This is a genomic window from Citrobacter sp. Cpo109, from assembly GCF_030332565.1.
GTDB lineage: Bacteria > Pseudomonadota > Gammaproteobacteria > Enterobacterales > Enterobacteriaceae > Citrobacter > Citrobacter portucalensis.
On the sequence record NZ_JAOWHQ010000062.1, the window covers coordinates 68,030 to 80,718 of the forward strand.

At 54.3% G+C, this 12,689-nt stretch carries 8 protein-coding genes; 4 read left to right on the top strand and 4 right to left on the bottom strand.

All coding sequences use genetic code 11. From position 1 onward, the window contains the following. The first annotated feature begins 37 nt into the window (after positions 1 to 37). From gntX to gntT, 3 genes are all read left to right on the top strand, one after another. Positions 38 to 721, top strand: coding sequence for a DNA utilization protein GntX (gntX, locus tag OGY71_RS14440; RefSeq protein WP_286613435.1), 684 nt, complete (start codon positions 38 to 40; stop codon positions 719 to 721). A 58-nt stretch (positions 722 to 779) separates the two neighbouring features. Beyond that, complete coding sequence (gene nfuA / locus OGY71_RS14445; RefSeq protein WP_003023509.1) at positions 780 to 1,355, top strand: Fe-S biogenesis protein NfuA; 576 nt, start codon at positions 780 to 782, stop codon at positions 1,353 to 1,355. 379 nt (positions 1,356 to 1,734) lie between these two features. Next, the gene (gntT, locus tag OGY71_RS14450; RefSeq protein WP_003023507.1) at positions 1,735 to 3,051 is read left to right on the top strand and encodes a gluconate transporter; all 1,317 of its coding nucleotides are present in this window, start codon (positions 1,735 to 1,737) and stop codon (positions 3,049 to 3,051) included. 87 nt (positions 3,052 to 3,138) lie between these two features. On the opposite strand, the gene malQ is transcribed toward gntT, so the two are convergent. Together malQ and malP are read right to left on the bottom strand one after the other, a co-directional pair. After that, entirely contained in the window at positions 3,139 to 5,226 is a 2,088-nt protein-coding gene (gene malQ / locus OGY71_RS14455) for a 4-alpha-glucanotransferase (RefSeq protein WP_286613436.1), read from the bottom strand. Positions 5,227 to 5,235: 9 nt separating this feature from the next. Continuing rightward, complete coding sequence (gene malP, locus OGY71_RS14460; protein WP_149280742.1) at positions 5,236 to 7,629, bottom strand: maltodextrin phosphorylase; 2,394 nt, start codon at positions 7,627 to 7,629, stop codon at positions 5,236 to 5,238. A 618-nt stretch (positions 7,630 to 8,247) separates the two neighbouring features. Between malP and malT the strand changes: the two genes are divergently transcribed. Further along, positions 8,248 to 10,953 (top strand): HTH-type transcriptional regulator MalT, encoded by a 2,706-nt coding sequence (gene malT / locus OGY71_RS14465; RefSeq protein ID WP_003827634.1) that lies wholly within the window; start codon positions 8,248 to 8,250, stop codon positions 10,951 to 10,953. 41 nt (positions 10,954 to 10,994) lie between these two features. On the opposite strand, the gene OGY71_RS14470 is transcribed toward malT, so the two are convergent. Together OGY71_RS14470 and glpG are read right to left on the bottom strand one after the other, a co-directional pair. Beyond that, a complete protein-coding gene (locus OGY71_RS14470) occupies positions 10,995 to 11,753 on the bottom strand; it encodes a DeoR/GlpR family transcriptional regulator (RefSeq protein ID WP_003023499.1) in 759 nt (252 codons plus the stop codon). A 95-nt stretch (positions 11,754 to 11,848) separates the two neighbouring features. Further along, complete coding sequence (gene glpG / locus OGY71_RS14475) at positions 11,849 to 12,679, bottom strand: rhomboid family intramembrane serine protease GlpG (protein ID WP_003827632.1); 831 nt, start codon at positions 12,677 to 12,679, stop codon at positions 11,849 to 11,851. Positions 12,680 to 12,689 lie beyond the last annotated feature (10 nt).

Here is a 12,689-nt window from a genome sequence, read left to right on the forward strand (position 1 = left end):
CAGTTATTGTTCTCTTTTAGCCTGAAAGGATGCATCTATGCTAACAGTACCGGGATTGTGCTGGCTATGCCGAATGCCCCTGACGTTAGGGCATTGGGGGATCTGCTCAGTCTGTACGCGGGCAACGCGTCAACACGCCAGCCTGTGCCCTCAATGTGGACTCCCTGCCGCTCATACCGTCATTCCCTGTGGGCGCTGCCTGCAAAAACCGCCGCCGTGGCAGAGACTGGTTACCGTCAGCGACTATGTTCCGCCGTTGAGCGGGCTTATCCACCAGCTCAAGTTTTCACGACGCAGCGAAACAGCCTCAGCTCTTTCACGTTTGTTGTTGCTGGAGGTACTACAGACCCGGCGCACCAGTGGCCTTCCTCTACCGGACAGGCTGGTCAGCGTCCCGCTCTGGCAACGTCGACACTGGCGCAGAGGGTTTAATCAGAGCGATTTACTGTGCCGCCCGCTGGCACGCTGGCTGGGTTGCGACTGGGACAGCCGGACCATCTCACGAGTTCGGGCAACCGCCACACAGCACCATCTCAGCGCCCGATTACGTAAACAAAACCTGAAAAATGCCTTTCGCCTTGAATTGCCGGTGCAGGGACTCCATATGGTTATTGTGGATGATGTCGTCACTACCGGAAGTACCGTCGCGGAAATCGCGCAGCTGCTTTTACGCAACGGCGCGGCGACTGTCCAGGTATGGTGCCTGTGTCGAACCTTGTAGAGCCTCGATGATGGGCGTATTATAACCAAGTAAAATAGTCAACTATTAGGCCATTACTATGATCCATATTTCCGATGCTGCACAAGCGCACTTTGCCAAACTGCTGGCAAATCAGGAAGAAGGGACACAAATCCGCGTATTTGTGATTAATCCCGGCACGCCTAACGCTGAATGCGGCGTTTCTTATTGTCCGCCGGACGCCGTGGAAGCAACCGACACCGCCATTAAATTTGACCTGCTGACCGCATATGTTGATGAACTGAGCGCACCGTATCTGGAAGATGCAGAAATCGATTTCGTTACCGACCAGTTAGGCTCCCAACTGACCCTGAAAGCACCAAACGCCAAAATGCGTAAAGTTGCCGATGATGCGCCGCTGATGGAACGCGTGGAGTACATGCTGCAATCGCAGATCAACCCACAGCTGGCTGGCCACGGTGGTCGTGTCTCTCTGATGGAAATCACCGATGAAGGCTACGCCATTCTGCAGTTTGGCGGCGGCTGTAACGGCTGTTCAATGGTAGATGTAACGCTGAAAGAAGGTATCGAGAAGCAGCTGCTGGCTGAATTCCCTGAACTGAAAGGCGTTCGCGATTTAACCGAACACCAGCGCGGCGAGCACTCTTACTACTAACGCCTGAACCTGTAGAGTATCCGTAGGCCCGATAAGACGCCCCCGCGTCGCTATCGGGCATTAATGCCGGGTGGTAGCGTAATCGCTGACTCCGGCTTACGTCCCAACATTTTTTCGCATTTATCCTGCAACAATCCCCCGCATAATTTGACCAGCCTCTCATATTTTAAATTTTGCCTGTCCAGGTGATTTTCAAGCGCAGCATGTTACCCGTATCATTCGTATCAGCACCTAACACACACATAATAGCCAGTTAAACTGATTAGTTTTGAAGGCAACCAGCATTGGTGCTGAGAATACTCTGTTCCCGGTCGGGACAATCGGAATTTGTCATCTAAACACTGACGTTACCCATAACAAAGTAAAGGCCAGGTAAATCATGCCATTAGTCATCGTTGCTATCGGTGTAATCTTGTTACTCCTCCTGATGATCCGTTTCAAAATGAACGGCTTCATCGCTCTCGTCCTGGTGGCGCTTGCTGTCGGATTGATGCAAGGGATGCCACTGGATAAAGTCATCGGTTCGATTAAAGCCGGCGTCGGCGGAACCCTTGGCAGCCTCGCCCTGATTATGGGTTTTGGCGCCATGCTGGGCAAAATGCTGGCGGACTGTGGCGGCGCACAGCGCATCGCAACCACGCTGATTGCTAAATTCGGCAAAAAACACATCCAGTGGGCGGTGGTATTAACCGGCTTCACCGTCGGTTTTGCCCTGTTCTACGAAGTTGGCTTCGTGCTGATGCTGCCGCTGGTATTCACCATTGCTGCCGCTGCTAACATCCCGCTGCTGTACGTTGGTGTGCCGATGGCGGCTGCGCTGTCCGTTACTCACGGCTTCCTGCCACCGCACCCGGGTCCAACCGCTATTGCCACCATTTTCCACGCAGATATGGGTAAAACTCTGCTGTTTGGTACGATTCTGGCAATCCCGACCGTTATTCTCGCCGGTCCGGTATACGCACGTTTCCTGAAAGGCATCGATAAGCCAATCCCGGAAGGTCTGTACAGCGCAAAAACCTTCACTGAAGAAGAGATGCCAGGCTTTGGCGTCAGCGTCTGGACCTCTCTGGTCCCGGTTATCCTGATGGCAATGCGCGCCGTGGCGGAGATGATTCTGCCGAAAGGCCATGCTTTCCTGACGGTTGCAGAATTCCTCGGTGACCCGGTCATGGCAACGCTGATTGCGGTGCTGATTGCGATGTTCACTTTTGGTCTGAACCGCGGACGTTCGATGGATCAGATTAACGACACGCTGGTGTCCTCAATCAAAATCATCGCGATGATGCTGTTGATCATCGGTGGTGGCGGTGCCTTTAAACAGGTCCTGGTTGATAGCGGCGTGGACAAATACATCGCCTCAATGATGCACGGCTCTAACGTTTCTCCGCTGCTGATGGCATGGTCTATCGCTGCAGTACTGCGTATCGCACTGGGTTCCGCAACCGTTGCAGCGATTACTGCAGGTGGGATTGTGGCACCGCTGATTGCAACGACCGGCGTAAGCCCTGAGCTGATGGTTATTGCGGTTGGCTCCGGTTCCGTCATCTTCTCCCACGTGAACGATCCTGGGTTCTGGCTGTTCAAGGAGTATTTCAACCTGACCATCGGTGAAACCATCAAGTCATGGTCAATGCTGGAAACCATTATCTCCGTCTGCGGTCTGGTAGGGTGTCTGCTGCTGGGTATGGTGGTCTGATAAAACTGTGCCTGATGGCGCTACGCTTATCAGGCCTACGTACTACGAGCCATCACCATAAGAAAGCCGGGGAATTCCCCGGCTTTCTTACTTCTTCTTCGCGGCCGCTTTTCGCCGCTTATCCAAATCCTTAATCAGCTTATTCACGCCCTCATCGGCAAACATCTGCTCCAGCGTGGCGGTGAGTTTTCGCCGCCAGTTCTTGTACTGGTCGCTGGTTCCCGGAATGTTGACCGGCTCAGCCATATCCAGCCAGTCTTCCGGTTGCAGGCCCAGCAACGCACTGTTGCTGTCAGCGATATAGCGTTGCATGCCGCGATTCAGAATCGGCGTCATCGACATCAGGGAAGCCTTGTGACCGGCACGTTTTGGCAGGCAGCCGTATTTGTGCAGCGCGTCCAGCAGCCCCTGTTTCGCCAGTTCCCGGTCCTGATACAACCCGCGCAGCACGACTTCATCCGGATACAGGCCCAGTACTTTACCCAGCGTCAGATCGCCGCTATCCCAATAACCTTTAAGCGTAGGAAGGTCATGCGTCGCCGCGACTGCCATTGATTGTTCCGGGTACGCTTTCGGCGCACGGAAGTTTTTCTCATGGTCATTCTCAAAATAAAGCACTTTGTAGGAGTAGACGCCGCTGTCACGCAGCTTGCTGACGATCTCCACCGGCACGGTACCCAGATCTTCACCAATCACCATGCAGTGGTGACGTTTACTTTCCAGCGCCAAAATTGACAGCAGATCGTCGACCGGATAATGCACGTAGGCACCGTGATCGGCAGTTTCACCGTAAGGGATCCACCACAGACGCAGCATCGACATGACATGGTCGATACGCAACGCGCCGCAGTTCTGCATATTGGCGCGCAGCAGTTCGATAAACGGTTCGTAAGCACGTGCCGCGATGATGTGCGGATCCATCGGCGGCAGTCCCCAGTTTTGCCCAAGCGGACCGAGAATATCCGGCGGTGCGCCAACTGAAGCTTTCAGGCAATACAACTCGCGGTCACACCAGGTTTCCGCCCCGCCTTCGGCCACGCCAACGGCCAGGTCGCGATACAGCCCTATCGGCATTGCAAAGCCCTGGCTGGTTTTCCAGCAGTCAGCAAACTGGGTATACGCCAGCCACTGTAACCACAGGTAGAAATCTACGTCATCACGATGTTCTTCGCAGAAGCGTTTTACCTCTGGCGAGTCCACTGACTGGAAAGCTTCTGGCCACACCGGCCAGCCCCAGCGCAATGCGTCCTCTTTCACCTGATGCGCATGCAGCGCATCAAAGGCCGCCTGCCAGTAGAGGCTATCCCCTTCCTGAGTCACAAACTGGCGAAATGCCGCCATCTGCTCATCATCACGCGCAGAGAAGCTTTTCCACGCCATACGTAGCGCCGTCATCTTCAGTGCGGTAACAGCAGAATAATCAACCCACTCGGCATCGCGCGCGCGTTGCAGAGCTTGCTGAGTCGCGGGTTTCTGCCACCACGCCTGCGCCTCTTTACTCAGACGGAAATCATCTACGGCGTTTACATCAATATAAATAACGTTCAACCAGCGACGTGACGACGGGCTGTACGGGCTGGCGCTCTCCGGATTCGCCGGATACAGCGCGTGAATCGGATTAAGCCCGATAAACGCGCCGCCGCGTTGCGCCACATCCACCAGCATGGTGCGGAGATCGCCGAAGTCGCCAATCCCCCAGTTCTTTTCCGATCGCAAGGTGTAGAGCTGAACACATGCACCCCATAGCTTCTGCCCGGCTAACAACGTCTGCGGTTCATAGCAGCGCTTTGGTGCCACGATGATACGACAATGGGAACGCAGCTCGCCCTGGGTCAGGGTCAACGTGTGATACCCCTCCGGCAGCTTCGCCGGAAGGTTAAAAGATTTACCGCCGACGGCATGCCCTTTGTGCTGCACGCCCTCTTCGGTGGTCAGCAGCCAGTTAAACTCTCCGCTTCCCTCAACCGCCAGCGGCATTTTCTTGCCAGCGGTATAGACCATGACATTCGGCACCGGGGTTACCGCCACCTGAGTGGCAGCGGTGGTGCGATGCATGGCGTCAAGCAAACGCCGTTTGGTTTCGGCGCCAATAGACTGCGGTTTACCGTGGGCATTAATGTAATTGGGGCTGATCCCCGCCGCCAGCGCGGCATTATCCAGACGTTTGCTTTCCATCGCGATTCCTTAACGTTTCGCCTGCCAGATACGAGCCTGGTAATCGCGGATGGAGCGATCCGAGCTGAACATGCCGCAACGCGCGGTATTCAGAATCGCCGCCCGGGTCCAGGCGTCCTGGTCACGATACAACACGTCAACCTGCTTCTGAGCTTCAACGTAGGCCGCGAAGTCCGCCATCACCAGATACGGGTCGCCGCCCTGCTTGCCGATACTGTGCAGCATCTGGTCAAAGGCATGCTTGTCGCCATCGCTGTATTTCCCGCTTTCCAGCTCTTTCAGGACAGCATCCAGCACTTTGTCTTTTTTACGCCATTTCACCGGGTCGTAGCCTTTGGCTTTGAGCGCCTTCACCTCTTCCACGGTATGACCAAAGATAAAGATATTCTCGTCACCCACCTTCTCGGCGATTTCGACGTTTGCTCCATCCAGCGTACCTACGGTTAACGCACCGTTCAGCGCCAGCTTCATGTTACCGGTGCCGGAAGCCTCTTTCCCTGCGGTTGAAATCTGTTCAGAGATATCCGCCGCCGGAATCAGCATTTCCGCCGCCGAGACACAATAATCCGGCAGGAAGACGACCTTCAGCTTGTCGCCGACTTTCGGGTCGTTATTGATGGTTTGTGCAACCTGGTTGATGGCGAAGATGATATTTTTCGCCAGGTAGTAACCCGGAGCAGCTTTTGCGCCAAACAGGAATACGCGCGGCACGCGATCTGCCTGCGGGTTCTCACGGATTTCTTTGTACAACGCCAGAATATGCAGCAGATTCAGGTGCTGGCGCTTGTACTCATGCAGACGTTTAATCTGAATATCAAAGATAGCGTTAGTCGTTATTTCAATACCGGTACGCGCTTTAATAAACTTCACCAGACGCTCTTTGTTCGCCAGTTTGATGTCACGATACTGCTGGCGGAACTTCGCGTCGTCGGCGTATTTCTCCAGGTTGATCAACTGGTCAAGATCGTTAGCCCACTCTTTTTTCAGCGATTTATCCAGCAGTGCGGCAAGCGCCGGGTTGCATTGCTTAATCCAGCGACGCGGAGTAATCCCGTTGGTGACGTTATGGAATTTGTTCGGCCAGAGCTGGTGATATTCCGGGAACAGATCTTTCACTACCAGATCGGAGTGCAGCGCCGCCACACCGTTGACCGCAAAACCGCTGACCACGCACATGTTGGCCATACGCACCTGTTTACTGTGCACCACTGCCAGCTTCGCCCAGACTTCAGCATCACCCGGCCAGGTTTTATCAACCAACGTCTTAAAGCGGTCGTTAATCTCTTTGATGATTTGCATGTGGCGCGGCAGGAGTGCTTTCACCAGTTTCTCATCCCAGCACTCTAACGCTTCCGGCATCAGGGTGTGGTTGGTGTAAGCGAAGGTCTTGCTGGTAATCGCCCACGCATCGTCCCAGCTCATCTGGTGCTCATCAATCAGCACGCGCAGCAGTTCAGGGATCGCGATAGTCGGGTGAGTATCGTTAAGTTGAATGACTTCGTAATCAGCCAGTTCGTGCAGCTTACGCCCTGCCAGATGATGGCGGCGCAGAATGTCGGCTACGGAGCAGGCGCACTGGAAGTACTGCTGCATCAGGCGCAGCTTTTTACCCGCGGTGTGGTTATCGTTCGGGTACAGCACTTTCGTCAGTTTTTCAGCGTCGATGCCCTGCTGCTCTGCGCGCAGGAAATCGCCGTCATTAAATTTGGTCAGGTTAAACGGGTGCGCATGGCTGGCCTGCCACAGACGCAGCGGTTGCGCTACGCCGTTACGGTAACCGAGAACCGGCAGATCCCATGCCTGGCCGGTGATGGTAAACCCTGGTTCCCAGTGCCCTTCTTTGGTGACCTTGCCACCAATCCCAACCTGCACATCCAGCGCCTCGTTGTGACGGAACCACGGGTAGCTGCCACGATGCCAGTCATCCGGGGCTTCCATCTGTTGGCCATCGGCAAACGACTGACGGAACAGGCCGTACTGGTAGTTGAGGCCATAGCCCGTCGCCGACTGGCCGACTGTCGCCATCGAATCAAGGAAGCAAGCCGCCAGGCGTCCCAATCCACCGTTACCCAACGCCGGATCGATCTCTTCTTCCAGCAGGTCTGTCAGGTTGACGTCATGCGCTTTCAGCTCATCGCTCACCACCTGATACCAGCCGAGGTTGAGTAAATTGTTGCCGGTCAGGCGACCAATCAAAAACTCCATCGAGATGTAGTTAACGTGACGCTGATTTTTTGCCGGTTTTGCCGCAGGCTGGGCGCTGAGTAACTCAGCCAACGCCCCACTCACTGCCTGCCACCACTGGCGCGACGTCATTTCTTGAGCCGACAGTAAACCGAAGCGCTGCCACTGACGCGTCAGGGCAGCCTGAAATTGATCTTTGTTGAAAGTAGGCTGTGACATAGGAGTTCCAGATCCTTAGGTAATAAAACAACGTTATCGCTAGTTTGCCTGGCTCGTTGTTGACATTCCTCATCCTGGCACGGATTAGGGAGGGAGGAGGAGCGGGGATGAGCATAAAAGTGTGATCGCCGCCACTTAAAGGGGAGGTAATTGCCCGTAAATTCGCGCAAACCCGGCATAACGCTCTTCGAATGACGCATTAGTAACAAAGGATTAATCGACAATATCAAATAGCGATATGACGATGAGAAACAATGTGTAAATAGGGAAATAGTTTCTAACCTGAAATATCTGTGCCCGATAAGATAATTCACATAAAACTTTTAAGTCGGCCACAAAATTCGGTGATATTCATTAGCTATTTGAGTAACCATATAAAAAGAGAGGGATTTTTCGACACAGTCAAAATTACAACGGATCCAGTCGCCACGCCTGTTGCGACTCTTTAAAGCATTTATTGCAATAGATGTATAGATTTGTGACATAGTGCAAAATCAGACACACAAAAAGTCCGCTTAGCTTGCATAAAACACCAATCTGGCCGACCTTATATCTATTAATTACGAAGCGCAAAAAAAATCATTCTTCCCTATTTTCACACAGTGAAGTGACTAACTTATGTTGATTCCGTCTAAATTAAGTCGTCCGGTTCGACTCGACCATACGGTGGTTCGTGAGCGCCTGTTGGCTAAACTTTCCGGCGCGAACAATTTCAGGCTTGCCCTGATAACAAGTCCTGCTGGTTATGGAAAAACGACGCTGGTTTCACAATGGGCGGCAGGGAAAAATGATTTAGGCTGGTATTCTCTGGATGAGGGCGATAATCAGCAAGAGCGCTTTGCCAGTTATCTGATCGCCGCTATCCAACAGGCAACAGGTGGACACTGCACCACCAGTGAAGCAATGGTGCAAAAACGTCAGTACGCCAGCCTGACGTCACTGTTTGCCCAGCTATTTATCGAACTGGCCGAGTGGCACCGCCCGCTCTACCTGGTAGTAGATGATTATCATCTGATCTCTAACCCGGCCATTCACGAAGCGATGCGTTTCTTCCTGCGTCACCAGCCTGAGAACCTCACGCTGGTCGTGCTGTCGCGCAATCTGCCGCAACTGGGTATTGCCAACCTGCGGGTACGCGATCAACTGCTGGAGATAGGCAGCCAACAGCTGGCCTTTAACCATCAGGAAGCCAAACAATTTTTCGACCGACGTTTGTCCTCTCCCATTGAAGCGGCAGAAAGCAGCCGGATGTGCGATGACGTTGCTGGCTGGGCCACGGCGTTACAACTGATCGCCCTTTCCGCCCGCCAGAACAATCATTCCGCGCACCAGTCAGCACGACGCCTCGCGGGGATCAACGCCAGCCATTTGTCCGATTATCTGGTTGATGAAGTGCTGGACAGCGTCGACCTCGGCACCCGTCACTTCCTGCTGAAAAGCGCCATTCTGCGTTCCATGAACGATGCGCTAATCGTCCGCGTTACCGGGGAAGAAAACGGCCAGATGCGGCTGGAAGAAATTGAGCGTCAGGGGTTATTCCTGCAGCGGATGGATGACGTTGGCGAGTGGTTCAGCTATCACCCGCTGTTTGGCAGCTTTTTACGCCAGCGCTGCCAATGGGAGCTGGCGAACGAACTGCCCGAAATACACCGCGCCGCCGCCGAAAGCTGGATGGCGCAAGGCTTCCCCAGCGAAGCTATCCACCACGCGCTGGCAGCCGGCGACGCCCATATGCTACGCGATATCCTGCTTAATCATGCGTGGGGACTGTTTAACCATAGCGAGCTGACGTTACTGGAAGAGTCGCTGAAAGCCCTGCCGTGGGAAAGTCTGCTGGAAAATCCGCGTCTGGTTCTGTTGCAAGCCTGGCTGATGCAAAGCCAGCACCGCTACGGAGAGGTTAACACCTTGCTGGCGCGCGCAGAGCAGGAAATGAAAGGCGACATGGAGCCGACACTGCACGCCGAATTCAACGCTTTACGGGCGCAGGTAGCGATTAACGACGGCAACCCTGACGAAGCCGAACGCCTGGCGAAACTGGCCCTGGATGAGTTACCCATCGCCTGGTTCTATAGCCGGATCGTCGCCACCTCGGTGCACGGCGAAGTCCTGCACTGTAAGGGCGATCTCACGCGCTCTCTGGCGTTAATGCAGCAAACCGAGCAAATGGCGCGTCATCATGACGTCTGGCATTACGCGCTGTGGAGTCTTATCCAGCAAAGCGAAATTTTGTTTGCCCAGGGCTTTTTACAGGCCGCCTGGGAAACTCAGGAAAAAGCATTCCAGCTGATCAAAGAGCAGCACCTGGAACAGCTGCCGATGCACGAATTCCTGGTACGTATTCGCGCACAACTACTGTGGGCATGGGCGCGTCTGGACGAATCAGAAGCCTCTGCCCGTAGCGGTATTGAACTGCTTTCCACTTTCCAGCCGCAGCAACAGCTACAGTGTCTGGCGCTGCTGGTTCAGTGTTCACTGGCACGGGGCGATCTCGATAACGCTCGCAGCCTGCTCAACCGCCTGGAAAACCTGCTGGGTAACGGTCACTATCACAGCGACTGGATCTCCAACGCCGATAAGGTGCGGGTGATTTACTGGCAAATGGTGGGCGACAAAAACTCGGCCGCCAACTGGCTGCGCCACACGCCAAAACCAGAATTCGCCAATAACCACTTCCTGCAAAGCCAGTGGCGCAACATCGCTCGCGCGCAAATCCTGCTCGGCGAGTTTGAACCGGCTGAGATTGTGCTGGAAGAGTTGAATGAAAATGCGCGCAATCTGCGCCTGATGAGCGATCTGAACCGTAACCTGTTGCTGCTTAATCAGCTCTACTGGCAGGCAGGGCGCAAAAATGACGCCCAGCGTGTGTTACTCGACGCCCTACAGCTGGCGAACCGCACCGGGTTCATCAGCCACTTTGTTATCGAAGGCGAGGCCATGGCGCAACAACTGCGTCAGCTGATTCAGCTCAATACCTTACCGGAACTCGATCAGCACCGCGCCCAGCGCATTTTGCGTGAGATTAACCAGCACCACCGCCATAAATTTGCCCACTTCGATGAAGGGTTCGTTGAGCGTCTGCTTACTCACCCGGAAGTGCCGGAGCTTATCCGCACCAGCCCGCTGACCCAGCGCGAATGGCAGGTTCTGGGACTGATTTATTCGGGCTACAGCAACGAGCAGATCGCCGGAGAGCTGGCCGTCGCGGCAACGACCATCAAGACGCACATCCGCAATTTGTACCAAAAGCTCGGTGTCGCACATCGCCAGGATGCGGTGCAACATGCGCAGAAGCTGCTGAAGATGATGGGGTACGGCGTTTAGTTAATGCCTGATACACAACGCTTATCAGGCCTGGAATTACCTTAGCACAGCTCTAACTGGATATGATGGTCAGCAATCACCTGCATCACACCAGCAGGCGGCAGCGTGTCGGTATACACCGCATCCACCATGCTGATGCTGCCCATATTAACCATCGCGTTACGCCCAAACTTCGAGTGGTCCACCACCAGCATCACATGCCGTGAATTCTCAATGATCGCGCGCTTGGTGCGAACTTCGTGATAATCAAACTCCAGCAGGGAACCGTCGCTGTCGATGCCGCTGATCCCTAAGATGCCGAAGTCCAGACGGAACTGAGAAATAAAGTCGAGGGTCGCTTCGCCCATAATACCGCCGTCGCGGCTACGCAGTTCACCACCGGCGAGGATTATGCGGAAATCCTCTTTCGCCATCAGCGTGTTCGCCACATTGAGGTTGTTGGTCACAATGCGTAAATTGCTGTGATTAAGCAGCGCGTGAGCCACCGCTTCCGGCGTGGTTCCGATATCAATAAACAGCGTAGAGCCGTTCGGGATCTGCGTGGCAACTTTGCGGGCAATGCGCTCTTTTTCCGCAGTCTGCGTCGCTTTACGGTCATGCCACGGGGTGTTGACCGAGCTGGATGGCAGCGCCGCGCCGCCGTGATGGCGCAAAATCATGTTCTGATCGGCCAGATCGTTAAGATCGCGGCGAATCGTCTGCGGGCTGACGGAGAAATGCTCCACCAGCTCTTCAGTACTGACGTATCCCTGTTTTTTTACCAGCTCGATGATCGCGTCATGTCGTTGTGTTTGCTTCATTATGGTTCCCTGAAATTTTGCCGGATGCGCTGACGCTTATCCGGCCTACAAATTGGTCCAAACGCACACCGCCTTCCGGCACCACAAAACTTGAGTCAAGTTCGTTTTCGTACATTTATAGTATCGGCAAACGCCATTGCCAGACCCACGGCCAATCCGGCGATATGAGCGCCATTCGCCATCGACATGCCGAATAGATCAAACCAGCCGGCAACAATCCAGATCAAAGCAAAGATAATCAAACCACGCTGCAGGAAAATACCGCTTTGCGGATCGCGCTCGCCGCGCAACCACACGTAGCCCATCAGCGCATATACCACGCCAGACAGTCCACCAAACCACGGGCCGCTAAATTTCTGCTGAACATAGCCGCTCAACAGGGCGCTGATCACGGTAATTACAATCAGTTTTCCACTGCCCAGACGCTTTTCAACCGCACCGCCGAGATACCACCACCACAACAGGTTGAACAGAATATGCATCAGCGAGAAGTGCATAAAAGCGTGGGTGAAATAACGCCAGAATTCAAATTTCAGCGAAGGATCAAACGGCCATGCCAGCCAGAGCATCACCGCCTGGTCGCCCAGCACGTTCATCGCAATAAACACCAGCACACACGCGGCCATCACCAACCAGGTTACCGGACCTGCGCGTTCGCGCAATGTGGCCAGGAACGGATAACGTTGGTAGTGCAGACCGCTGTCGGTCTGACCCGACTGCCAGCTTGCCGCGAGGTAGCGCGGATCGCCCGGATTCTCCAGAAATCGCGCCAGTTCAGCATGCACGCGCTCGGCCTGGGACTCATCCGCCAGCCAGACATCCGTTTGCTGATGTTGTTGAATCGTCAGGATAACGCCCTGTGTCGCCATATAATCAACAAATGCCTGCGCCACGCGGGGGTTAGCAAAAGAGGTAATCATCAACATGGTTGCTGTC